The 23,950-nt window shown below is 66.3% G+C and carries 24 protein-coding genes; 16 read left to right on the forward strand and 8 right to left on the reverse strand.

Going from position 1 to position 23,950, the window contains the following annotated elements:
- Positions 1-34: 34 nt before the first annotated feature.
- From WS70_RS06955 to ftsB, 5 genes are all read left to right on the forward strand, one after another.
- Positions 35-865 carry an alpha/beta fold hydrolase gene (locus WS70_RS06955; protein WP_059473717.1) on the forward strand — a complete coding sequence of 277 codons (831 nt, stop codon included), beginning with the start codon at positions 35-37 and terminating at the stop codon, positions 863-865.
- A 234-nt stretch (positions 866-1,099) separates the two neighbouring features.
- Positions 1,100-2,761, forward strand: a complete 1,662-nt coding sequence (locus WS70_RS06960; RefSeq protein ID WP_059473716.1) for a CTP synthase — start codon at positions 1,100-1,102, stop codon at positions 2,759-2,761.
- Positions 2,758-3,612 carry a 3-deoxy-8-phosphooctulonate synthase gene (kdsA, locus tag WS70_RS06965; protein WP_059596595.1) on the forward strand — a complete coding sequence of 285 codons (855 nt, stop codon included), beginning with the start codon at positions 2,758-2,760 and terminating at the stop codon, positions 3,610-3,612. Before WS70_RS06960 ends, kdsA begins: the two co-directional genes overlap by 4 nt.
- Before the next feature lie 106 nt (positions 3,613-3,718).
- Positions 3,719-5,002 carry a phosphopyruvate hydratase gene (gene eno, locus WS70_RS06970; RefSeq protein WP_059473714.1) on the forward strand — a complete coding sequence of 428 codons (1,284 nt, stop codon included), beginning with the start codon at positions 3,719-3,721 and terminating at the stop codon, positions 5,000-5,002.
- Positions 5,003-5,093: 91 nt separating this feature from the next.
- Positions 5,094-5,525, forward strand: a complete 432-nt coding sequence (ftsB, locus tag WS70_RS06975; protein WP_059596594.1) for a cell division protein FtsB — start codon at positions 5,094-5,096, stop codon at positions 5,523-5,525.
- Between the two features lie 194 nt (positions 5,526-5,719).
- On the opposite strand, the gene WS70_RS06980 is transcribed toward ftsB, so the two are convergent.
- The 3 genes from WS70_RS06980 to WS70_RS06990 all read right to left on the reverse strand — a co-directional run bounded on the left by WS70_RS06980 (position 5,720) and on the right by WS70_RS06990 (position 7,668).
- Entirely contained in the window at positions 5,720-6,064 is a 345-nt protein-coding gene (locus WS70_RS06980; protein ID WP_059596593.1) for a hypothetical protein, read from the reverse strand.
- Positions 6,065-6,153: 89 nt separating this feature from the next.
- Positions 6,154-7,104 carry an Hsp33 family molecular chaperone HslO gene (hslO, locus tag WS70_RS06985; protein WP_059473711.1) on the reverse strand — a complete coding sequence of 317 codons (951 nt, stop codon included), beginning with the start codon at positions 7,102-7,104 and terminating at the stop codon, positions 6,154-6,156.
- A 39-nt stretch (positions 7,105-7,143) separates the two neighbouring features.
- Complete coding sequence (locus tag WS70_RS06990; RefSeq protein WP_059473710.1) at positions 7,144-7,668, reverse strand: gamma carbonic anhydrase family protein; 525 nt, start codon at positions 7,666-7,668, stop codon at positions 7,144-7,146.
- Between the two features lie 147 nt (positions 7,669-7,815).
- Between WS70_RS06990 and WS70_RS06995 the strand changes: the two genes are divergently transcribed.
- From WS70_RS06995 to WS70_RS07045, 10 genes are all read left to right on the forward strand, one after another.
- Complete coding sequence (locus WS70_RS06995; protein ID WP_059596592.1) at positions 7,816-8,667, forward strand: ferritin-like domain-containing protein; 852 nt, start codon at positions 7,816-7,818, stop codon at positions 8,665-8,667.
- 567 nt (positions 8,668-9,234) lie between these two features.
- On the forward strand, positions 9,235-10,125 hold the full coding sequence (locus WS70_RS07005) for an alpha/beta fold hydrolase (RefSeq protein WP_059473772.1): 891 nt from the start codon (positions 9,235-9,237) through the stop codon (positions 10,123-10,125).
- A 236-nt stretch (positions 10,126-10,361) separates the two neighbouring features.
- Entirely contained in the window at positions 10,362-11,192 is an 831-nt protein-coding gene (locus WS70_RS07010; protein WP_059473708.1) for a 3',5'-nucleoside bisphosphate phosphatase, read from the forward strand.
- 66 nt (positions 11,193-11,258) lie between these two features.
- Positions 11,259-11,888, forward strand: coding sequence for an L-threonylcarbamoyladenylate synthase (locus tag WS70_RS07015; RefSeq protein WP_059596591.1), 630 nt, complete (start codon positions 11,259-11,261; stop codon positions 11,886-11,888).
- Between the two features lie 98 nt (positions 11,889-11,986).
- Positions 11,987-12,652: a site-2 protease family protein gene (locus WS70_RS07020; RefSeq protein ID WP_059473706.1), complete on the forward strand. Its 666-nt coding sequence runs from the start codon at positions 11,987-11,989 to the stop codon at positions 12,650-12,652.
- Positions 12,653-12,660: 8 nt separating this feature from the next.
- Positions 12,661-13,863, forward strand: a complete 1,203-nt coding sequence (locus tag WS70_RS07025) for a tryptophan--tRNA ligase (RefSeq protein WP_059473705.1) — start codon at positions 12,661-12,663, stop codon at positions 13,861-13,863.
- 5 nt (positions 13,864-13,868) lie between these two features.
- A complete protein-coding gene (locus tag WS70_RS07030) occupies positions 13,869-14,477 on the forward strand; it encodes a class I SAM-dependent methyltransferase (RefSeq protein ID WP_418230150.1) in 609 nt (202 codons plus the stop codon).
- A gap of 44 nt (positions 14,478-14,521) precedes the next feature.
- Positions 14,522-15,424: a 4-hydroxy-tetrahydrodipicolinate synthase gene (dapA, locus tag WS70_RS07035; protein WP_059473703.1), complete on the forward strand. Its 903-nt coding sequence runs from the start codon at positions 14,522-14,524 to the stop codon at positions 15,422-15,424.
- Positions 15,425-15,534: 110 nt separating this feature from the next.
- Positions 15,535-16,680: an outer membrane protein assembly factor BamC gene (gene bamC / locus WS70_RS07040; RefSeq protein WP_059473771.1), complete on the forward strand. Its 1,146-nt coding sequence runs from the start codon at positions 15,535-15,537 to the stop codon at positions 16,678-16,680.
- 4 nt (positions 16,681-16,684) lie between these two features.
- Positions 16,685-17,461 (forward strand): MBL fold metallo-hydrolase, encoded by a 777-nt coding sequence (locus WS70_RS07045; protein WP_059596590.1) that lies wholly within the window; start codon positions 16,685-16,687, stop codon positions 17,459-17,461.
- A gap of 145 nt (positions 17,462-17,606) precedes the next feature.
- Here the strand turns inward: WS70_RS07045 and WS70_RS32310 are convergent, their stop codons facing one another.
- Genes WS70_RS32310 through WS70_RS07060 form a run of 3 tightly spaced genes read right to left on the reverse strand, consistent with a single transcriptional unit; the run spans position 17,607 to position 19,281 of the window.
- Positions 17,607-17,861, reverse strand: a complete 255-nt coding sequence (locus WS70_RS32310) for a hypothetical protein (protein ID WP_081464068.1) — start codon at positions 17,859-17,861, stop codon at positions 17,607-17,609.
- On the reverse strand, positions 17,767-18,036 hold the full coding sequence (locus WS70_RS33570) for a hypothetical protein (RefSeq protein WP_009904701.1): 270 nt from the start codon (positions 18,034-18,036) through the stop codon (positions 17,767-17,769). The genes WS70_RS32310 and WS70_RS33570 overlap by 95 nt, the downstream gene beginning before the upstream one ends.
- 57 nt (positions 18,037-18,093) lie before the next feature.
- Positions 18,094-19,281, reverse strand: a complete 1,188-nt coding sequence (locus tag WS70_RS07060) for a cupin domain-containing protein (protein WP_162498959.1) — start codon at positions 19,279-19,281, stop codon at positions 18,094-18,096.
- Positions 19,282-19,349: 68 nt separating this feature from the next.
- Between WS70_RS07060 and WS70_RS07065 the strand changes: the two genes are divergently transcribed.
- Positions 19,350-19,901 (forward strand): FKBP-type peptidyl-prolyl cis-trans isomerase, encoded by a 552-nt coding sequence (locus WS70_RS07065; RefSeq protein ID WP_059473700.1) that lies wholly within the window; start codon positions 19,350-19,352, stop codon positions 19,899-19,901.
- On the opposite strand, the gene WS70_RS07070 is transcribed toward WS70_RS07065, so the two are convergent.
- Positions 19,881-21,170, reverse strand: a complete 1,290-nt coding sequence (locus WS70_RS07070) for a hypothetical protein (protein WP_059596612.1) — start codon at positions 21,168-21,170, stop codon at positions 19,881-19,883. The two genes, WS70_RS07065 and WS70_RS07070, sit on opposite strands and share 21 nt — an antisense overlap.
- Positions 21,157-23,838, reverse strand: a complete 2,682-nt coding sequence (gene mutS / locus WS70_RS07075; RefSeq protein ID WP_059596588.1) for a DNA mismatch repair protein MutS — start codon at positions 23,836-23,838, stop codon at positions 21,157-21,159. The genes WS70_RS07070 and mutS overlap by 14 nt, the downstream gene beginning before the upstream one ends.
- Positions 23,839-23,950: the final 112 nt, after the last annotated feature.

The raw sequence follows: 23,950 nt of genomic DNA on the forward strand, positions 1-23,950 counted from the left end.
CGACGCGGAGGCTACGACAGGGAGACAGCGGCATTTGAAGGACATCATCCATTTTTCGCATGCGAACGGCTTTCCGGCATCTACCTACCGGACGATCTTCGCCGAGCTCGCGGACGATTACGAGTTGCGCTTCATCGAGAGAATCGGACATGACCGCCGCTTTCCGGTAACGCGCGACTGGCCGCACCTCGTTGAGCAGCTGCTCGACGACATCGGCCGCACGTACGAGCGGCCCGTCTGGCTCGTCGGCCATTCGCTCGGCGGCTACCTGTCGCTGATGGCGGCGCTCAAGCGCCCGCAATGGGTGCGCGGCGTCGTGATGCTCGATTCGCCCGTGATCGCGGGCTGGCGCAGCAGCGCGCTGCGCGTGAGCCAATGGACGGGGCTCGACGAGCGCCTGTCGCCCGCCGCCGCGACGCGCAACCGTCGCGTCCATTGGGCGAGCCGCGATGACGTCTGGCGGCACTTCCGCGCGAAGCAGTCGTTCGCGCGCTGGGACGAACGGATGCTGTCCGATTACATCGACTACGGCATTCCGCAGGCGAGTGCGGCGGGCGAGCGCGCGCTCGCGTTCGACCGGCAGATCGAATACATGATCTACCGGACGCTGCCGCATACGCTCGGTCCGCGGCTTGCGCACGGCGCGCCCGTGCCGATCGGCTTTCTCGCCGGCACGCGTTCGCGCGAGATCCGCCAGATCGGGCTCGCGGCGACGCGCCGGGCGGCGCGCGGCCGGATCGAGTGGCTTGAGGGCAGTCATCTCTTCCCGATGGAGCGGCCGCTCGAGACCGCGCGGGCGCTGCAGCGCATGATCAACGCGCTGCGCGCCGCCGAGAGCGGCGGCGCCGAAGCTCGGCGCGCGTGATCGTGTCGGCGTCCGCTTCGAGCGTGCCGCGGTGCGCAAGAGGGGCGGACGCAACGCGCGCGAAGCAAGGTCCGCTCGACAGGTTTGCGCGACGTGCGGGGGGCCGCGCGGGACGGCCGGGGAGGGGGCGCACATGAGCCCGGAAAGGAGAAGGAAAGGGTGCGATCGAGCGTCGATTGCTGAGTGACGCGCGGCCTTTACGGTATAATCCGTTTTTCCCGCGAGCATCCAGCGATGACCAAATATGTTTTCGTCACCGGCGGCGTAGTTTCTTCCCTCGGCAAGGGCATTGCCGCCGCTTCTCTCGCCGCGATCCTCGAATCGCGCGGTCTCAAAGTCACCCTCCTCAAACTCGATCCGTACATCAACGTCGATCCCGGCACGATGAGCCCGTTTCAGCACGGCGAAGTGTTCGTGACGGAAGACGGCGCGGAAACCGATCTCGACCTCGGCCACTATGAGCGCTTCATCAGCACGAAGATGCGCAAGGCCAACAATTTCACGACCGGTCAGATCTACGAATCGGTGATCCGCAAGGAGCGTCGCGGCGATTACCTCGGCAAGACCGTCCAGGTGATCCCGCACATCACGAACGAGATCCAGGCATTCGTCGAGCGCGGCGCGGCATCGGCCACCTGCGGCGAGCCGGATGTCGCGATCGTCGAGATCGGCGGCACGGTGGGCGACATCGAGTCGCTGCCGTTCCTCGAGGCGGCGCGCCAGATGAGCCTGCGCCTCGGCCGCAACAGCGCATGCTTCGTTCACCTGACGCTCGTGCCGTTCATCGCGACGGCGGGCGAGCTGAAGACGAAGCCGACCCAGCACAGCGTGCAGAAGCTGCGCGAGATCGGCATTTCGCCGCACGTGCTGCTCTGCCGCGCCGACCGCCCGATCCCCGACGACGAATCGAAGAAGATCTCGCTCTTCTCGAACGTGCCGGAAGACGCGGTGATCTCGGTGTGGGATGTCGACAGCATCTACAAGATCCCGCAGATGCTGCACGACCAGGGCCTCGACAAGATCATCTGCGAGGAGCTCAAGCTCGATCCGAAGCCGGCCGATCTCCGCATGTGGTCGGATCTCGTCGAGAAGCTTCAGCATCCGAAGCACGAGGTGACGATCGGGATGGTCGGCAAGTACGTCGACCTGACGGAATCGTACAAGTCGCTGATCGAAGCGCTGCGCCATGCGTCGATCCACACGTCGACGAAGGTCAACATCGAGTACATCGATTCGGAAGAGCTCGAGGCGAACGGCACCGCGAGTCTCGCGCATCTCGACGCGGTTCTCGTGCCGGGCGGCTTCGGCCGGCGCGGCACCGAAGGCAAGATCGCGGCGATCCGCCATGCGCGCGAGTCGAAGGTCCCGTATCTCGGCATCTGCCTCGGGATGCAGCTCGCCGTCATCGAATTCGCGCGCGACGTCGTCGGCCTGGCGCAGGCGAACAGCACCGAGTTCGATCCGAACACGCCGGAGCGCGTCGTCGCGCTGATCACCGAGTGGTTCGACCGCGACGGCAAGGTCGAGAAGCGGACCGAGGAATCGGACCTCGGCGGCACGATGCGGCTCGGTTCGCAGCGCTGCCCGATCAAGGCGGGCACGCTCGCCGAAGAGATCTACGGCAAGGACGTGAACGAGCGTCACCGTCACCGCTACGAAGTCAACAACCGCTTGGTGCCGCAGCTCGAAGCAGGCGGCCTCGTGATCAGCGCGCGCACGCCGAGCGAGGATCTGCCGGAAATGATGGAGCTGCCGCGCGCGATGCACCCGTGGTTCGTCGGCGTCCAGTTCCACCCGGAATTCACGTCGACGCCGCGCGACGGCCATCCGCTCTTCAAGTCGTTCGTCCAGGCCGCGCTCGCGTATCAGCAGTCGCGCGCCGGAGTGAAAGCATGAATCTCGCCGGATTCGAAGTCGGGCTCGACCAGCCGTTCTTCCTGATCGCGGGCACCTGCGTCGTCGAATCGGAGCAGATGACGATCGACACGGCGGGCCGGCTGAAGGAGATCTGCGCGAAGCTCGGCGTGCCGTTCATCTACAAGTCGTCGTACGACAAGGCCAATCGCAGCTCGGGCAAGTCGTTTCGCGGGCTCGGGATGGACGAGGGCCTGCGGATCCTCGCCGAGGTGAAGCGCCAGCTGAACGTGCCGGTGCTGACCGACGTGCACGAGATCGACGAGATCGCGCCTGTCGCGGCCGTCGTCGACGTGCTGCAGACGCCCGCGTTTCTGTGCCGTCAGACCGACTTCATCCGCGCGTGCGCGCAGTCGGGCAAGCCCGTCAACATCAAGAAGGGCCAGTTCCTCGCGCCGCACGACATGAAGAACGTGATCGACAAGGCGCGCGACGCCGCGCGCGACGCGGGGCTGTCGGAAGACCGCTTCCTCGCATGCGAGCGCGGCGTGTCGTTCGGCTACAACAACCTCGTGTCGGACATGCGCTCGCTCGCGATCATGCGCGAGACGGGCGCGCCCGTCGTGTTCGACGCAACCCATTCGGTGCAGTTGCCGGGCGGGCAGGGCACGAGCTCGGGCGGCCAGCGCGAATTCGTGCCGGTGCTCGCACGCGCGGCGGTGGCGACGGGCGTCGCGGGGCTCTTCATGGAGACCCACCCGAACCCGGCCGAGGCCCGGTCGGACGGACCGAACGCGGTGCCGCTCGGCAAGATGGCCGCGTTGCTGGAGACGCTCGCCACGCTCGATCGGGCGGTGAAGTGCGCGCCGTTCCTGGAAAACGATTTCAATTGAGATGAACTCGGCGGCCCTCGCGCGCGTCAGTAGCGAAAGCGGCTTTCGCGTGCGCGCCGGCCGCCATCGCTGAAGACAGAATCCATCGTCATTTTCAGAGGAAACCATGAGTGCAATCGTAGATATCATCGGCCGCGAAATTCTGGATTCGCGCGGCAACCCCACCGTCGAGTGCGACGTGCTGCTCGAGTCGGGCACGATGGGCCGCGCGGCGGTGCCGTCGGGCGCGTCGACCGGCTCGCGCGAGGCGATCGAGCTGCGTGACGGCGAAGCCGGCCGCTACAACGGCAAGGGCGTGCTGAAGGCGGTCGAGCACATCAACACCGAGATCTCCGAAGCGATCATGGGCCTCGACGCGTCCGAGCAGGCGTTTCTCGACAAGACGCTGCTCGAACTCGACGGCACCGACAACAAGTCGCGCCTCGGCGCGAACGCGATGCTCGCCGTGTCGATGGCGGTCGCGAAGGCCGCGGCTGAAGAAGCCGGCCTGCCGCTGTACCGCTACTTCGGCGGCTCGGGCGCGATGCAACTGCCGGTGCCGATGATGAACATCGTGAACGGCGGCGCGCACGCGAACAACAGCCTGGACATCCAGGAATTCATGATCGTGCCGGTGAGCCAGCCGACGTTCCGCGAAGCGCTGCGCTGCGGCGCGGAAGTGTTCCACGCGCTGAAGAAGATCCTGTCGGACCGCGGCATGAGCACGGCGGTCGGCGACGAAGGCGGCTTCGCGCCGAACTTCGGCAGCAACGACGAATGCCTGTCGACGATCCTGCAGGCGATCGAGAAGGCCGGCTACCGCGCGGGTGAAGACGTGCTGCTCGCGCTCGACTGCGCGGCGTCGGAGTTCTACCACGACGGCAAGTACCAGCTCGCGGGCGAAGGCCTGCAGCTGTCGTCGGCCGAGTTCACTGACTATCTCGCGACGCTTGCGGACAAGTTCCCGATCGTGTCGATCGAGGACGGCATGCACGAAAGCGACTGGGAAGGCTGGAAACTGCTGACCGAGCGCCTCGGCAAGAAGGTTCAGCTCGTCGGCGACGACCTGTTCGTCACGAACACGCGCATCCTGAAGGAAGGCATCGAGAAGGGCGTCGCGAACTCGATCCTCATCAAGATCAACCAGATCGGTACGTTGACCGAAACGTTCGCGGCGATCGAGATGGCGAAGCGTGCCGGCTACACGGCCGTGATTTCGCACCGCTCGGGCGAAACGGAAGACTCGACGATTGCCGACATCGCCGTCGGCCTGAACGCCGGCCAGATCAAGACGGGCTCGCTGTCGCGCAGCGACCGCATCTCGAAGTACAACCAGCTGCTGCGCATCGAGGAAGATCTCGGCGACATCGCGAGCTACCCGGGCAAGTCGGCGTTCTATAACCTGCGCTGACACGCGCTAACGCGTTAATATCGGTCTTGTTCATCGATGACGCCGCTTCGCGATCTCGTGAAGCGGCGCTTCTTATATCTGCGGCTTATTCATGCGGCTCGTTACCGTCGTCCTGATCGCTTTGCTGGTCGTGATTCAGTACCCATTGTGGTGGGGGCATGGCGGCTGGCTGCGAGTGCACGAGCTTCGGCAGCAGTTGAACGACCAATTGCAGAAGAACGCCGACGCGAAGCTGCGCAACGAGCGGATCGCGGGCGAAGTGCAGGATCTGCAGAGCGGCACCTCGGCGATCGAGGAGCGTGCGCGCTACGAGATGGGCATGGTGAAGGACGGCGAAGTGTTCGTGCAGTTCGTGTCGCCGAATTCGCCGGCGCCTGCGGCGCAGAGCAATGCGCAGCCGGCGATGTCGACGCGCGGCGAGGTGTCGGCCGCGCCGGTGCGCGTCGTGCCGAATCCGGTGTCGCGCGCGAAGCCAGAAAAGCGGCACGGCGGCGACAAGGCGCACAAGCCGGCGCACGGCTGACGCGTCGTCGAGCGCGGTGCGTGGCGCAGGTGCTTGGCCGGACGCGCATCGCTCGTGTTGCCGGCTTCGACCGGCCGAGCATCGCAAGCTTCGCGCGGTGATGAAGCTTCGGAGCGCCTAACAAAAAAGCGCGGTCTTTCGGCCGCGCTTTTTTGTTTCCTGCCGATTTTCAATCGTTCGGAATCCGGTGTTTTTCACCACCACCAGCCCGGGTAGCCGTAGCTGAAGCCCGTGCCCCAGCCACGCCCCCAGCCTCCGCCGTAATAGCCGCCGTAATAGGTGACGGGCGGCGGATAGTAGTACGACCACGCGCGCGCGGCTTCGTCGGCCGCGATCGCCGCGTTCTGCTCACGCAGCACCTGCCGGTCGATCTCGTCGTAGCGCTTGCGTTCGTCGGGCGTGAGCGTGCGCGGCGTCGTGCCTGCCTGCTCGGGCAGGCGGCTCAGGACCGTCGTCGGCGGCGGCGCGACGCATCCGCTCAGCGACGCGGCCGCAACGAGCGCCGCGATCGGTGCGGCGCGAACAAGAATCGGTTTCATGCTGCTGCCTCCTGGCTTGTGCCGGCGACTTGCACGCCGGACGGCGCGTGCGGGCGCGTCGCCCGCGCGCACGCGCGCACGCGCGCGAATCAGTGCCGTCGCTCGGCGGCGGGCGCTACGCTCGCGCCGAGTTCCGGCGTCGAGAACAACTGGGCGACATCGACCGGATCGAATTCGTAGCGCTGATTGCAGAATTCGCAGTGGATCTCGACGTGGCCGCGCTCCTCGATCACGCCGTCGATCTCGACCTGTCCGAGCATGCGCAGCATCCCGCCGACTTTCTCGCGCGAGCACGTGCAATGGAAGCGCGTGCTCGTTGGTTCGAAGTGCTGCACATTCTCCTGCCAGAACAGACGCCGGAACACGGTCTCGGGTTCCACTTCGAGCAGTTCTTTCGACGAGAGCGTGCCGCCGAGCGTGCAGACGCGCTCCCACGTGTCCGTGTCGGTTTCCTCGACGCGCGGGACGATGCCGCCGTCGCCCGGCAGTTTCTGCAGCAGCACGCCGACCGCGCGATTGTGATCGGCCGCGAGCCAGAGGCGCGTGTCGAGCTGCTCGGAGTGCCGCATGTAATGCTCGAGCACGTCGGCAATCGACGCGAGCGGGCCGTTCTCGCCGTTCAGCGGCACGATTCCCTGATACGGTTGCTGGCCGGGCCGCTTGTCGGTCGGATCGAGCGTGATCACGCAGCGGCCGTGGCCGCTCGCGTTGATCAGGTCGGCGAACGAAGCGTCCTCGCCGAGCGTTTGCGCGGCGTCGCCCGAGAACTTCGCGGTCGCGCGCATCGCGAGGTCCGAACTGCACTGGACGACGAGCATCTTCATCGGGCCGTCGCCGAAGATCTGCATGATGAGCGTGCCGTCGAACTTCAGGTTCGCCGACAGCAGCGCGCAGGCCGCCATCATCTCGCCGAGCACGTTGCGCACGGGCGTTGGATAGTCGCGGCGCGTGAGCACCTCTTGCCACGTGTTGCGCAGCGAGACGATCTCGCCACGCACCGGAGCCGCGTTGAACATGAATTTCTGTAACTGGTCGCTCACTTTTTTCCCTCGACAATCAAACGGCTCGCGCGCGGCGTTTCAGCCGATCCGCACGAGCTGCTCCTTGAAATACGCGCGCCGCATTGCGTAGCTCTTCGTGTTCATGTGCATCCGCGCGATGTCCTCGTCGGACAGCGTTCGCACGACCTTCGCCGGCGCCCCGAGAATCAGCGAATTGTCGGGGAACGTCTTGCCTTCGGTGATCACCGCGCCTGCGCCGACGAGACAGTTGCGGCCGATCACCGCGCGATTCAAGATCACTGCCTGGATGCCGATCAGCGAGCCTTCGCCGATCGTGCAGCCGTGCAGCATCGCCTGATGGCCGACCGTCACGTTCGGCGCGATCGAGAGCGGACAGCCCGGATCGGTGTGCAGCACCGCGCCTTCCTGCACGTTGCTGCCCGCGCCGACCATGATCGGCTCGTTGTCGCCGCGGATCGTCGCGCCGAACCAGACGCTCGCGTTCTCTTCGAGCACGACTTTGCCGACGATCGCCGCGCTGTCCGCGACGAACACGCTTTCGTGGATGGACGGGGCGTTGTCGCCGAGCTTGTAGATGGTCACGGTGTCTCCCTTGGGGCTTGTCTGGGCGGCCGGTACAATGGCGCGCGGTTGCGTCGCGCTTGGATGCGGCGCGATCGAATCCTTTATTGTAAACGGTTGTCCTGGTCGTTCGCGCGCGCTCGACGCGCTCGGGCATGTCGCCTTCTCATGTCATTCGTCCCGATTTCGTCGTTGGAACCCCCGCGCTGCGCGCGCAGCGACGCGCTCGCAGCGCTTTGCGAGCCTGATCCTGCGCGCAAGGCCGTGCTCGTCGGCGAGCTGCGCGCCGCACTGCTCGACGGACGCGCGACGGCGCTGCCGGAGCGCGAGCTGTGCGCGCCCGAGCACGGCTTGCCCGGGCGGCCCGCGCGGCCGGAGCTCGTCGAGCCGCGCCGGCTCGAGCGGCGAAGCATGCGCTCGCCGGAAGGGCGCGCGGTGCTGCTGCACGCGCTCGCGCATATCGAGTTCAACGCGATCAATCTCGCGCTCGACGCAGTGTGGCGCTTTGCGCGGATGCCGGCTGCGTTCTATGCCGACTGGCTGACAGTCGCGGCGGAGGAGGCGCACCATTATTCGCTGCTTGCCGCGCGCCTCGCGGAGTTCGGGCACGCGTACGGCGATTTTCCCGCGCACGACGGCCTCTGGGAGATGTGCGAGCGGACGGCGGCCGATGTGCTCGCGCGGATGGCGCTCGTGCCGCGCACGCTCGAGGCGCGCGGGCTCGATGCGTCGCCACCGATCCGCGCGCGGCTTCAGCAGGCCGGTGATCACGCGTCGGCGGCGATTCTCGACGTGATCCTGCGCGACGAGATCGGTCATGTGCGGATCGGCAATTGCTGGTTTCGCCATCTGTGCGACGAGGCGGGGCTCGAGCCGCACGCGACCTACGAACGGCTCGCCGCGCAGTATCACGCGCCGCGGCTGCGCGGTCCGTTCAATTTCGATGCGCGCCGCGCGGCGGGTTTCAACGACGACGAATTGAACGCGCTCGTCGCGCAGGACGTCGAGCCGAAGGCTTGACAGGGCGGGGCGCATCGCGTGTGCGGGGGCGGCTTGGCTGCGGTGTAAATCGAGGGCGAGAGCGGATCGTCGGGGCCGACGGGCGCGCGGGGCGATGAAGTCGGCCGCGCGAGGCCGTGGATGACTGGTTGACTAATCGAAGACGCCCGCAAGCGGGGCGCGTCGATTGCCGGATTCGCGTTTGATTTGATCGGCATCGGAGTGCGATCAAAGATGGCGGACGTCCGAACCGTTCGCGACGCGTTCGGCGATTTCAGTGGGCCTGATCCGTGGCATCGGATTCGACCCCATCAAGCATTTGCCGCTTCCGCCCTTGACCCGCCAAACTTCGGGGAATCGCGCACTTTGGCACTTGACACGGTCCATACATATCAGTGTAGCGTCCTACGCTATTTGAAACGTACGAAGCCCAATGCGCACAAGGTTTTCATGGCGATTTTAAGTTCCATCGAGAGCGAAACCCTACACTAGAGAAGTGCCTCGACACGCACACAGGCTCGATGCGCTGCCCACGCCAGACGGGCCGGATCGATATAATCGAACGGTCATTCTTTTTTGGCGGTTGCGATGCACTCCACTCAATCTGTCTCCGATTTCCTCACGATCCGCGGCGTGAAGCTGCACGTGCGCCGCTGGGGGCGGCCCGACGCGCCGACGCTCTATATGCTGCACGGCTGGATGGACGTCGCGGCGTCGTTCCAGTTCGTTGTCGACGCGCTCGCGGGCGACTGGCAGGTGATCGCACCCGACGCGCGCGGATTCGGGCTGTCCGACTGGCCGGTCGCCGCGCACGGCGGCGGCCATTACTGGTTCCACGAGTACCTCGCGGATCTCGACGCGCTGATCGACCACTACACGCCCGACGGCGAAGTGAACCTGATCGGCCACAGCATGGGCGCGAACGTCGTGTGCCTGTACGCGGGCGCGCGGCCGCAGCGGGTGCGGCGGGTCGTCGACCTGGAGGGCTTCGGGCTTGCGCCCGCGCGCGCCGAGCAGGCGCCGCGGCGCCTCGCGCAGTGGCTCGACGAGCTGCGCACGCCGCCGACGCTCAAGCGCTACGCATCGCTCGAAGACGTCGCCGCGCGCCTCAGCAAGACGAATCCGCGCCTCGACGCCCGCCGCGCGGCATTTCTCGCCGCGCACTGGTCGACGCGCGATGCGGACGGCCAGTACCGGCTCCTCGCCGATCCCGCGCACAAGCTGCGCGGCCCGCTGTTGTACCGGCTCGACGAGGTGACGGCGATCTGGTCGAAGGTGTGCGCGAAGGTGCTGCACGTGGAGGCCGTCGATTCGCCGACGCTCGCGTTCCTCGCGGGCGAGATCCCGATTCCCGAATTCAAGGCGCGCTTTGCGGCGTTCGCGGATTGGCGCGAGAAGCTCGTCGAGGATGCGGGGCACATGGTCCATCACGACCAGCCGGAGCAGATCGCCGCGCTGATCGAAGCGTTCTGCGCGTGAACTGACTGCGGGTTCGGCGCGATCGGGCGGATCGGCAAATCGGCAAGGCGGCAAGGCGGCAAATCGGCAAGGTGGCAGGCGGCAAAAGAGGCAAGAGGCAAGAGGCAAGAGGCAAGAGGCAAGAGGCAAGAGGCGACGCGTCGAAAATTGCCGCCCCGGCCGTTCCCTCACCACCGGGGCGGCTGCGGCGAATTTGCGCATTGCAGTAGAATGAACGCTTAGCCCCCGATGCCCCCATGAACGCCGATCTCCACTGCCATTCGAACGTCTCCGACGGTCAGCTTTCTCCTGCCGACGTCGCGCGTCGCGCGCACGCGGGCGGCGTCATGCTGTGGGCGCTGACCGATCACGACGAGGTCAGCGGTCAGCGCGCCGCGCGTGAAGCTGCCGAGGCGCTCGGCATGCGCTATCTGCACGGCGTCGAGATTTCGGTGACATGGGCGTCGCGCACCGTACACATCGTCGGTCTGCACATCGACCCGGAGAACCGCGTGCTCGCCGATGGCCTCTACCGGACGCGCAACGGCCGCACTGCGCGCGCGGTCGCGATCGGCGACGCGCTCGCCTCGGTCGGCATCGAAGGGGCTTACGAAGGCGCGCTCGAATACGTGTCGAATCCCGACCTGATCTCGCGCACGCACTTCGCGCGCTTTCTCGTCGACAAGGGTTATGCGGCGTCGACGGCCGACGTGTTCGACCGCTACCTCGGCGACGGCAAGCCGGGCTACGTCGCGCACCGCTGGGCCAAGCTGTCCGACGCGGTCGCGTGGATCCGGCAGTCGGGCGGCGAGGCGGTCGTCGCGCATCCGGGCCGCTATGCGTACACGCCCGTCGAATTCGACGCGTTCTTCGGCGAGTTCATCGATCTGGGCGGCGTCGCGATCGAAGTCGTGACGGGCAGCCACACGCCCGACCAGTACCGCGAATACGCGGACGTCGCGCGGCGCTTCGGCTTCGAGGCGTCGTGCGGCTCCGATTTCCACGCGCCGGGCGAAGGGCGCACCGAACTCGGCAGCCTGCCGCCGCTGCCGTCCGATCTCAAACCCGTCTGGGAACGCTGGCTGTAGCGGCGTTTGCCGGCAGCGCGTCCGGCCGCAGGCTGGCGCGCGCGCCGATCCATTCCCTCTGTCCTCATGTCCCAATTCTTCAGGATTCATCCGGATAATCCGCAGCCGCGCCTCGTCAAGCAGGCGGCCGAAATCGTGCGTAGCGGCGGCGTGATCGCGCTGCCGACCGATTCGAGCTACGCGCTCGCATGCCATCTCGACGACAAGGACGCGGTCGAGCGCGTGCGTCGCATCCGCGGGCTCGACGAGAAGCAGCACCTGTCGCTGCTCGTGCGCGATCTGTCCGAACTCGCGACGTTCGCGATGGTCGACAATCGACAATATCGGCTCATCAAATCGGTGACGCCGGGGCCGTACGTGTTCATCCTGCAGGCGACGAAGGAGGTGCCGCGGCGGCTGTCGCACCCGTCGCGCAAGACGATCGGGCTGCGCGTGCCCGCGCACGCGATCACGCTCGCGTTGCTCGAGGCGCTCGGCCAGCCGCTCCTTGGCACGACGCTGATCCTGCCGCCCGACGTCGAGCCGCTCAACGACCCGGACGAAATCCGTGCGCGTCTCGAAAAGCAGGTCGATCTCGTGGTCGACGGCGGCGCGTGCCCGCGCGAGCCGTCGACCGTGATCGACTTGACGGGCGACGAGCCGCAGCTCGTGCGGGCGGGGCGCGGTCGGCTCGATCCGTTCGGTCTCGCCGCGTGAGCGGCGCCGCGCCGTCCAGGCGCTTCGGAGCGGCCGCCGTTTCGGTCCGCATGCATGCGCGCCGTTCGCGCGTTTCCCGCTTGTTACAATAGCGCGCTATGAATGCTTCTTCCCTGATACAGACGATTGCCGTCTATGCGCTTCCCGTGGTCTTCGCGATCACGCTGCACGAGGCTGCCCACGGCTACGTCGCTCGCCTGCTCGGCGACAACACCGCGTACATGATGGGCCGCGTGTCGTTCAACCCGATGCGCCACATCGATCCATTCGGCACGATCGTGATTCCACTCGTGCTGTACTTCCTGACGAGCGGCGCGTTCCTGTTCGGCTATGCGAAGCCCGTGCCCGTCACGTTCCGCAATCTGCGCGATCCGCGCTGGGGCAGCCTGTGGGTCGCGCTCGCGGGGCCGGGCTGCAACTTCGTCCAGGCACTTCTGTGGGGGTTCGTGAGCATCGGCCTCGCCGCGCTCGCGGTCGACGAGCCGTTCTTCACGCGGATGGCGGGCGCGGGCGTCGGCGTGAATCTCGTGCTCGCGGTGCTGAACCTCTTTCCGCTGCCGCCGCTCGACGGCGGGCGCGTGCTCGCGGCGCTGCTGCCGCCGAAGCAATCGATCGCGCTGTCGCGGATCGAGCCGTACGGCTTCTTCATCGTGCTCGCGCTCGTCGCAACGGGGCTTTTGACGAAATTCTGGCTGCGGCCGCTGGTGGGCGCCGGCTACGCCGTCGTGACGGCCATCCTGACTCCTTTCGCCTCGCTTTTCTAACGATAATCATGTTCCCAGACCGTATCTTTTCCGGCATGCGACCCACGGGGTCGCTCCACCTCGGCCACTATCACGGCGTGCTGAAGAACTGGGTCAAGCTGCAGTCCGAGTACCCGTGCTTCTTCTGCGTCGTCGACTGGCACGCGCTGACGACGCACTACGAAACGCCCGAGGTAATCGAGAAGAACGTGTGGGACGTGCTGATCGACTGGCTCGCGTCGGGCATCGACCCGGCGCAGGCGACGCTCTTCATCCAGAGCAAGGTGCCCGAGCACGCCGAGCTCGCGTTGCTGCTCGGCATGAGCACACCGCTCGGCTGGCTCGAGCGCGTGCCGACCTACAAGGAGCAGATCGAGAAGCTGAAGGACAAGGATCTGTCGACGTACGGCTTCCTCGGCTACCCGGTGCTGATGGCGGCCGACATCCTGCTGTACCGCGGTTCGCTCGTGCCGGTCGGCGAGGACCAGGTGCCGCACGTCGAGATGACGCGCGAGATCGCGCGCCGTTTCAACTACCTGTACGGCCGCGAGCCGGGCTTCGAGGAGAAGGCGCTCGAAGCGGCGAAGAAGCTGGGCGGCAAGCGCGCGAAGCTCTATCGCGAGCTGCGCAACGCGTATCAGCAGGAGGGCGACGACGAGGCGCTCGAACAGGCGCGCGCGATGTTGCAGGAGTCGCAGAGCCTGTCGATGAGCGACCGCGAGCGGCTGTTCGGATATCTCGAAGGCGCGCGCAAGATCATCCTCGTCGAGCCGCAGGCGCTTCTGACCGAGGCGTCGCGCATGCCCGGCCTCGACGGCCAGAAAATGTCGAAGTCGTACGGCAACACGATCGGCCTGCGCGAGGACGCCGAGACGATCTCGAAGAAGGTCCGCACGATGCCGACCGATCCCGCGCGCGTGCGCCGCAGCGATCCGGGCGATCCGGACAAGTGCCCGGTATGGCAGCTTCACCAGGTCTACACGGACGAGGCGACCCACGAGTGGGTGCAGCAGGGCTGCCGTTCGGCGGGCATCGGCTGTCTCGACTGCAAGCAGCCGGTGATCGAGGGCATCCTGCGCGAGCAGCAGCCGATGCTCGAGCGCGCGCAGAAGTACATGGACGATCCGTCGTTGCTGCGCGCGATCGTCGCGGACGGTTGCGACAAGGCGCGCAAGCACGCGACCGAGACGATGCGCGACGTGCGCGAGGCGATGGGGCTGTCGTACAGTTGAAAACGCTGACGATTGCAGTCGACGGCCCGCCGCACGCGGGCTCGCACGGCGCGACGACCGAGCCGTCGGCGTGGGTGCGCAAGTGGTCGCATCTGGTGCCGGCGGGCGGTGCGGTGCTCGACGTCGCCGCGGGCCACGGCCGGCACGCGCGCTGGTTCGCCGAGAGCGGCCATCCGGTGCGCGCGCTCGAGCGCGACCCGGCTGGGCTCGCGTCGCTCGGCGCGCTGCCGGGCGTCGCTGCGCAGGCGGCCGATCTCGAAGGCGCGCCGTGGCCGCTCGCCGACGACGCGCGCTTCGCCGCGGTCGTCGTGACACATTATCTGCATCGTCCGCTGCTGCCGCGTCTCGTTGCCGCAGTCGCGCCGGGCGGCGTGCTGCTGTACGAGACGTTCGCGCAAGGCAACCAAACGGTCGGCAAGCCGTCCAACCTCGCGTTCCTGCTCGCGCCGGGCGAGTTGCTCGATGCGGTGCGCGGGCAGTTGCGCGTCGTCGCGTTCGAGGACGGATTCCTGGCCGCGCCGCGCGACGCATTCGTCCAACGAATCTGCGCGGTGCGTGAGCGCGCCGCGCCGGAAGCAGGGGCGGGATTTCCGCGTTACGGACTGGCAGGCTAATCCGTTACAATCGACCTTTACCGATTTTTCATCGTGTTTGTTTCATGGCTAACGGCACTCAAGACGGCATTCAAATCCGCGGCAGCGTCCCCGCGATCGTCACCCCGATGCTCGAGGACGGCGGCCTCGATCTGGCGGCCTTCCGCAAGCTGATCGACTGGCACATCGAAGAGGGGACGGATGCCCTCGTCGTGGTCGGCACGAGCGGCGAATCGGCGACGCTTTCGGTCGACGAGCACGTCCTCATGATCGAAACCGCGGTCAAGCACGCGGCGAAGCGGATTCCGATCGTCGCCGGCGCGGGCGGCAACTCGACGGCCGAGGCAATCGAGCTGTCGAAGCACGCGAAGGCGGTGGGCGCCGACGCGACGCTGCAAGTGGTGCCGTATTACAACAAGCCGACGCAGGAAGGGATGTACCGCCACTTCAAGGCGATCGCCGAAGCGGTCGACCTGCCGGTGATCCTGTACAACGTGCCCGGCCGCACCGTCGCCGACATGTCGAACGAGACGATCCTGCGCCTCGCGCAGGTACCGGGCATCGTCGGCGTGAAGGACGCGACGGGCAACATCGACCGCGCCGCGCAACTGATCAAGGCGGCGCCCGAGCGCTTTTTGATCTACAGCGGCGACGATCCGACCGCGATCGCGCTGATGCTCCTCGGCGGCCACGGCAACATCTCGGTGACGGCGAACGTCGCGCCGCGCGCGATGAGCGAACTGTGCCGCGCGGCGCTCGCCGCCGACGCGAGGACGGCGCGCGAGATTCACATGAAGCTCCTGGCGCTGCACAAGAATCTGTTCATCGAAGCGAACCCGATTCCCGTGAAGTGGGCGCTGCAACAGATGGGCAAGATCGCGGGCGGTATCCGCCTGCCGCTCACGCCCCTCGACGAGCGCTGCCACGAAGCCGTGCGCAGCGCGCTTCGCGAGGCCGGCCTCCTGTGAGGCCGGACGCGGCCGCCCGCGCGGCCGCGCCGCATCCCGATCGATCCGACACCGACCCGGCCGTCCCCGGCGTCGTGCGTGACACGCGTTCTAGCAAGACGAAGGACTTCATGAAACATTCCGCCTTTTCCTCTCGCGCGATCCAGATTTCGGTGCTGGCGCTCGCGCTGGGCGCACTCGCCGGCTGCGACACGCTGAACGACTATCTCGCGCCCGACCGGGTCAACTACAAGGCGACCGGCTCGGCGCCGCCGCTGCAGGTGCCGCAGGATCTGACGGCCGTGCCGCTCAGCCCGTCGTTCATCGCGCCGCCGACGAACTCGGGCCTGGGCTCCGCGCCGACGCGCGCCGTGACGGCCGCGGGCAACACGACGGAAGGGCAGCCGACCGCGCAGGATCCGTTCGGGATGCACGTCGAGCGCGACGGCGACCGCCGCTGGCTCGTCGTCGACGGCCGCACGCCCGAGCAGCTCTGGCCGCAGTTGAAGGAGTTCTGGCAGGACAACGGCTTCGCGCTGAAGACGGACGCGCCCTCGACCGGCATCATGGCGACCGACTGGGCGGAAAACCGCGCGAACATTCCGGATGACTGGTTTCGCCGCACGATCGGCCGTGTGATCGATTTCGCCTATTCGTCGGGCACCCGCGATCGCTTCCGCACGCTCGTCACGCGCACCTCGGGCGGCAATACCGACATCTCGATCACGCATAGCGCGATGGAAGAGAAGCTGACGGGCGCGCAGGGCGGCACGTCGTCGCGCTGGGAGGAGCGTCCCCGCAACCCGGTGCTCGAAGCGGTGTTCCTCGCGAAGCTGATGGAGAAATTCGGTCTGACCGATGCGCAGGCGAAGCAATTGCTCGCCGATGCGCGCCCGGCGACGGCGCCCGCGACCGTCGTCGACACCAATGCCGGCGCGTCGACGCTCGATCTGGCCGAATCGTTCGACCGCGCGTGGCTGCGCGTCGGCATCGCGCTCGACCGGACGAACTTCACGGTCGACAACCGCGATCGCACGAAGGGCATCTACTACGTGCGCTATGCGAATTCGATGGAAGAGCTGAAGCGCGACGGCCTGTTCGGCAAGCTGTTCTACGGCGGTTCGACGGCCGCGAAGCCGGGCAAGGAGTTCCTCGTCAACGTGCGCCCGCAAGGCGACGCGAAGACGCAAGTGGCCGTCGTCGACGCGAACGGCCAGATCGACAACTCGTCCGATGCTCAGCGGCTCATCTCGCTGCTGCACGCGCAGTTGAACTAAGCGCGTGCGATTCGCGAGCCTCGGAAGCGGCAGCGAAGGAAATGCGCTCGTCGTCGAAGCGTCGAATGGCGCGACGACGACGCGCGTCCTGCTCGACTGCGGCTTCTCGGCGAAAGAACTCGAACGCCGGCTCGCGCGCCTCGATTTGCGCGTCGACGAGCTCGACGCGATTCTCGTTACCCACGAACACGGCGACCACGTCGGCTGCGCGTTGACGCTCGCCCGCCGCGCATCGCTGCCGCTGTACATGAGCTGGGGCACTGCGCGCGCGGTCGGCGCAGACGACGCCGATGTCGACCTCCACGTCCTCTGGAGCGGCGACGAGGCGGCGCTCGGTGATCTGTGCGTGCTGCCCTATACGGTTCCGCACGACGCGCGCGAGCCGCTCCAGTTCGTCTTCAGCGACGGCGCGGCGCGCCTCGGCGTGCTGACCGACGTCGGCATGTCGACGTCGCATATCGGCACCGTCCTGAGCGGCTGTGACGGCCTCGTGCTCGAAGCGAACCACGATGTCGCGATGCTCGCGGCAAGCCGCTACCCGGCGTCGCTGAAGGCGCGTATCGGCGGCCCCCACGGCCATCTGAGCAACGATGCGGCGGCGGCCATCCTCGCCGAGCTCGATCGTAGCCGGCTGCGCCATCTGGTGGCCGCGCATCTGAGCCAGCAAAACAATTCGCCGGCGCTCGCGCAAGCGGCGCTGTCGGCGGCATTGGGGGGAGGAGTGGGCGACGTGATCGTCGCGTCGCAGGACGACGGCTTCGGTTGGCTCAGCCTGCGCTGATGTGACGCCGGCGGGCGCGCGCGCCCGCTGCGGCGTACCGGCCGTGAACAAGGGACCGTGACGCCGTAGGAAAGTCGTGCGGTGCTGAAGACGTAAAAAAACCGGCCCGCGGGCCGGTTTTTTTTTCAGCTGATGCTGACGCGACTTACTGGCTTGCGCCCGAAGCCGGAGCAGCCGTCGCTGCCGAAGCAGCCGACGCCACAGCAGCAGCTGCATCGCTCGCAGCGGCAGCAACGCCCGAAGCCGCTTCCGAAGCAGCAGCGGCAACGCCCGAAGCAGCCGAAGCGGCGGCGGCGGTAGCGTCGCTAGCAGCCGACGAAGCAGCTTGCTCGGAGCTCTTGTTGCACGCAGCCAGTGCAACGGCAGCCAACAGGGAAGCTACGAGGAGGGATTTCTTCATGATCACGTCCTTTTATGGTTAAAGGTAAGCAACAGCGCGAAACAATACCGGTAATGTGCTCCAACACCGACCTGGGCCGCTGGTGGAGATGCACTTCTAGAGCGTGAATCTTCCCTACGGCTTGGGCGGAAATTATATGCACTTTCCTATCGACCGTCGACAAATGCGGGGTCAATACGTTGTCTTTCCCATACAAAAACACGCATCTGCATGGGCGTACGGCCGGGCAACTTTACTCCATGTTGCCCACCCGTATCCAGCCCGCACGATACCATTCGTGCAGCAAGGCTGTCATGGAGGGGCCCCGGGAGAGTGTTACAAACCGTTTCGCCTCCATCTGGCGCGTATCGGCCAGTTCCGGCAGCCATTTTGCCGCGGTTGCGAGCGGATACGCGTCACCGTTGATGAAGTACGAGCGCGCGTTATACAACAACGCCGCTTTCCTGTCGAGTCGGAGGCCGCGGCGGGCGGCCTGGGCCGCGAACGCGGCTTCGCCCAGTTGCCGGGCAGGGGGCTCGAAAACGACGTTCGATTTTGGCTCGCTCAAGTAACAGCCAAGAAAATCGCCAATATCGCGCTCGTCCCATTTGATTCCGGCGAGCATTGCGGCGACACGCTCGACCATTGCCGAGGGCAGCATCGCCGGGGCGTCGACCGCGGGCTGCGCCGGATCGCGGTATGGCGCGTCGTCGCGCGCGCCCGTGCGCAAACCGCCGCGCTCGGCCAGGTGATAGAGAAACTGTGTGCGCAGTTCGCCTGCGGACGGGGCTCTGAAGCCGATCGAGCACGTCATGCACTCGCCGAGCGCGACGCCGTCGTGCGCGACGTGCGGCGGCAGATACAGCATGTCGCCGGGTTCGAGCACCCATTCGTCAGTCGGCTCGAAATGTTCGAGGACCTTGAGCGGCAATCCTTCCTTCAGCGACAGATCCTGCTGCGCGCCGATCCGCCAGCGGCGCTTGCCGTGCACCTGAAGCAGGAACACGTCGTACGAGTCGAAATGCGGGCCGACGCCGCCGCCGTCCGTCGCGTACGAGATCATCAGGTCGTCGAGGCGTGCATCCGGAATGAAGCGAAAACGCTCGAGCAGCGAGCGTGCGCGGTCGTCGTGCAGATCGAGCCCCTGCACGAGCAGCGTCCATTCGCGGCGCTTCACGGACGGCAGATTCTCCGGCTCGAACGGGCCATGCTCTAGTTGCCATCTGTTACGAAAATGGGTGATGAGCCGCGACTCGACGTCAAAGTCGCTCGCGAGCTCGAACAGCGCGTCGCGCGACAGCGGCGGTGCGATGTCGGGAATGGCCTGGCGAATGAGAAGCGGCTTTTTCTGCCAATGTCGGCGCATGAATTGCGCAGGCGTGAGGTTGCCGAGAAGCTGAGTCGGCACCCCGGGCAGCGGCGCGCGGGTGCGTTCGCGCACACGGCCGGACGGTTCGGGTGATGGCCGTTTGGGCATCGTATAATGACTGTTGTACTTGGGAGAATTGGATGAAAATCGCAAAAAACACTGTCGTATCGGTCGCTTACAAGCTGTCGGATGCGCAAGGCAATCTGATCGAGGAGAGCGATGAGCCGATGGTCTATCTGCACGGCGGCTATGATGGCACGTTCCCCAAGATCGAGGAACAACTCGATGGCCAGGAACCTGGCTATCAAGCGCAAATCCAGTTGGAGCCGCAGGATGCGTTCGGCGATTACGATCCTGAACTCGTGAAGATCGAGCCGCGCGACCGTTTCCCCGAGCCGCTCGAAGTCGGTATGCAGTTCGAAGGCACGCCGGAAGACGGTGACGAGGAAATCGATTCGCTGATCTACACCGTGACCGATGTCGCGGAAGACAAGGTCGTCCTCGACGGCAATCACCCGCTCGCCGGGATGGCGCTGCGTTTCTCGTTGACCGTCAAGGACGTGCGCGAAGCGACGGAAGACGAAATCGAGCATGAGCACGCGCACGGCGCGGAGGGACTCGAAATCGTCGACGAGGACGATGACGACGAAAGCGACAACGACGGCAACGGTTCAGTGCGCACTTTGCATTGAGCCGGGCGGGGCGACGCTCGGCGACTGGCTGGGTGTCGCGCCTGACGCACGGTGATCGAAATGATCGTCGTACATGCCATGCCATTCGTCATAGCCATAGCCGGGCGGCTCCACGCCGCTCGCACTCGAATCCGGTAACGTCGGCGGTGCCGGGATTTCCGGCATCTCGGGCAGCGGCGTGTCGTCATGCGGCACGACGGGCAGTGCGGGCGGTTGAGGCAGATGCTTCGGCACGGTCTGCACGCTCACGTTGAACATCGGCTGCTTCGCCGGATCGACGCCGATTCGCACCCATTGACTCAGACGCGCGCGCGGCGCGATCGCGATGCGCGTCAGATTGGCGACAAGATCCCCTTTGTCGTCGCGTAGCGGACGGTCGATCCTGAAGCCGTTCGCGAGCGGCTCGCCGCTCGGGTGCACGACGACGATCGAGCCGCGAAAGACCGCCGCGGCTTTCACCAATGCACGTTTGAATTCACGAAAGCCGTCGCGTACGCGAGGGCGGTTGAAGCGCAGCCATCCGAAGCGCTCCGAACGTTGGTGGCGTTCGAACTGCGGATCGCCTTCGAGAAAGATCACGAGTGCGCGCGCGCTGCGGCGCTTCGCGTACTCGGCCGCATGATCGATCCAGAACGCGTTCGCGATGACGCGATCTTCGAACTCGCCGTTGCGGCCGCCCGCCGTCAGATAGCGATTGTTCGGGCTCGGCGCGTTCAGGCCGATGAACACCGTGTCGTCGCGGACCCAGCGGACGTTCTCCCGATACGGATGAAAGCGCGCCACTTCGCTTTCGCGCGACAGCGGCAACGGATTCGCGCCGGGAGATGCGGGCTCGGAGAAGACGTTCTGACGCAGGAAGTCGAGCCGCTCGACAGGGTCGTACGCGCCGGCGCCGCGCGTGCCGCATGCAGCCCAGTCGAACTGGCCGGGCAGCAGCACGAGCGGGACGCGGGACGTCATGAGCAGCACGTTGCGCTGCTCGTACAGCTGATCGCGGCAGGCTTCCTTCGGTCCCTTCAGATTGCCTTCGTAGACGATGAACGACACCGAGCGGTCGCGCGCGATCGCATCGAGCAGACGCCGAGCATGCGGCTCGTCGTCTGCGGATGCGATTACGCCGGATAGTACCGCGAACGTGTACGGCTCGCCGCCAGCCCGCGACGCGGGCGCGGCCGCCGGTGCGCCGCCGGCAAGTGTGCAGGCGAGCGCGGCCGCGGCGAGACGCGCGCGAAGCGCCGCGCGTCGCGCGGTGTCGTCAGCGCTGCGCATCCGTCGCGCCTGAGCGAGCGAGCGCACGCAGCTCGTAGAGCAGCTCGAGTGCATCACGCGGCTTCAAGTCGTCCGGATCGAGCTCGAGCAGGCGCTCGAGCGCCGGGTGCGGCGTGGCCGCCGGCGGCTCGTCGTATTCGGGTTCGTCGACGGACGGTTGTGCGGCGAAGAGGTCGAGCTGCGGCGTCGCTTGTGCCGCGGACTGCTGCTCGAGGTGCGCGAGATGCTTGCGAGCGGCGCGAATCACCGGTGCCGGAACGCCCGCGAGCTGAGCGACCTGTAGCCCGTAGCTCTGGTTCGCCGGACCTTCTTCGACCGCATGCAGGAACACGATGCCATGGCCGTGCTCGACCGCCGACAGATGCACGTTTGCCGCTTGCGGAAATTCGGCCGGCAACTGCGTGAGCTCGAAGTAGTGCGTTGCGAACAACGTGTAGCAGCGGTTGTGCGACAGCAGATGGCGCGCGATCGCCCACGCGAGCGCCAGGCCGTCGAACGTCGACGTGCCGCGGCCGATTTCATCCATCAGCACGAGGCTTTGCGGCGTCGCGTCGTTCAGGATTGCCGCGGCCTCCGTCATTTCGACCATGAACGTCGAACGGCCGCCCGCGAGATCATCCGCCGCGCCGATTCGCGTGAAGATGCGGTCGATCGGACCGAAGCGGGCCGCTTTCGCCGGTACGTAGCTGCCCACGTACGCCATCAGCGCGATGAGCGCCGTCTGTCGCATGAACGTCGATTTACCGCCCATGTTCGGGCCGGTGATGAGAAGCAGCTTGCGATCCGTGTTCAGCGTGCAATCGTTCGCGATGAACTGCTCGACCTGCGCTTCGACGACAGGATGGCGGCCCTGATCGATCTCGATGCCGATCTCGTCGGTGAACTCCGGTGCGACCCAGTCGAGCGTGCGGGCCCGTTCGGCGAACGCCGAGAGCAAATCGAGTTCCGCGAGGCCGCTTGCGACGCGCTGGCAGCCTTCGATGTGCGGCAACAGCGCTTGCAGCACGCCGTCATAAAGCGCGCGTTCGCGAGCGAGCGCGCGCTCCTGTGCGGACAGCGCCTTGTCCTCGAACGTCTTCAGCTCGGGCGTGATGTAGCGCTCCGCGTTCTTGAGGGTCTGGCGACGGCGATAGTCGTCGGGCACCTTGTCGGTTTGGCCGCGTGTGACTTCGATATAGAAGCCATGCACCTTGTTGTACTCGACGCGCAGGTTCGAGATGCCCGTGCGTGCACGCTCGCGCGTTTCGAGGTCGATCAGGAACTGGCCGCAGTTCTCGGAGATGTCGCGCAGTTCGTCGAGTTCCGCGTCGTAGCCGCGGGCGATCACGCCGCCGTCGCGAACCATCGCAGCCGGCTCGGCCGCGATCGCGCGCGCAAGCAGATCGAGACAGCCGGCGGGCGGCTCGAGCGCGGCTTCGAGGCGGCCGAGCGCCGATGCGTTCGATGCGATTTCGGCGACGCGCTCGCGCAGTGCGGGAAGGGCCGCGAACGTGTCGCGCAGGCTCGACAGATCGCGTGGCCGCGCTGACAGGAGCGCGAGACGGCCGGTGATCCGCTCGACATCGGCGATCTGCCGCAGCGCTGAGCGCAGGCTGTCGAGGCTCGCGTTCGCGGGCGCGTCGAGCAGCGCGCCGATCGCCTGGTGACGTCCTTGCGCCGCGACCGACGCGCGCGGCGGATGATGCAGCCAATGGCGCAGCAGGCGGCTGCCCATCGCGGTGCAGCAGCTGTCGAGCAGCGAATAGAGCGTCGGCGATTCGGTGCCGCGCAGCGTTTCGGTGAGTTCGAGATTGCGGCGCGTCGACGGATCGAGCCCGATGTATTCGGATTCGTTTTCCACTTTGAGGCTGCGCACGTGGCGCAACTGCTGGCCTTGCGTGGCCGCCGCGTAGATCAGCAGCGCGCCTGTCGCGCCGCAAGCGCTCGTGAGCGCCTGCGCGCCGAAGCCGTCGAGGCTCGCGACTTCGAGCTGGTCGCACAGGCGCTGCGTACCCGACGCGACGTCGAAGTGCCACGCAGGCACGCGCGTGATCGCGCCCATGCCGGCGGGCACCGATTCGATCGCGCCGTCCGCTGCGAGGATCTCGGCGGGCCGGATGCGCTCGAGCGCCGCGCCGAGCTGGTCCGGCGCGATCTCGGCGAGCCGCAGTGCGCCGCTCGCGAGATTGAGCCAGGCGAGGCCGATGTTCGATGCGACGCCGCGCTTGTTGTGCCCGAGGCAAAGCGCGAGCAGGAACACGTCGCTCTTGTCGGACAGCAGCGCGGCATCCGTCAGCGTGCCAGGCGTGACGACGCGCACGACCTTGCGCTCGACGGGGCCCTTCGACGTCGCCGGATCGCCGATCTGTTCGCAGATCGCCGCGGATTCGCCGAATTTCACGAGCTTCGCGAGGTATTGCTCGATCGCGTGATGCGGCACGCCCGCCATCTTGATCGGGGTGCCAGCGGACGCGCCGCGTTGCGTGAGCGTCAGGTCGAGCAGGCGCGAGGCTTTTTCTGCATCTTCGAAGAAGAGCTCGTAGAAGTCGCCCATCCGGTAGAACACGAGCGTGTCGGGATGTTCGGCCTTGATGCGAAGGTATTGTTGCATCATCGGCGTGTGGTTGCTGAACGCCCCTTCTGTAAGCTGCTGTTTTGAATCCGTAATTTCTTGCACGTCCTTATCCATCAAGGCTTTCCGTCCATTTCGGGGTGTTCGCTGTCGAATTTCCCCGCCTATCGACATCTTGCTAAATTTCCATCGTCAGCGTAGCTTTTCGGCTCTTCCAGAATCTACGCCT

The sequence above is a fragment of the Burkholderia mayonis genome, assembly GCF_001523745.2.
GTDB classification, from domain to species: Bacteria; Pseudomonadota; Gammaproteobacteria; order Burkholderiales; family Burkholderiaceae; genus Burkholderia; species Burkholderia mayonis.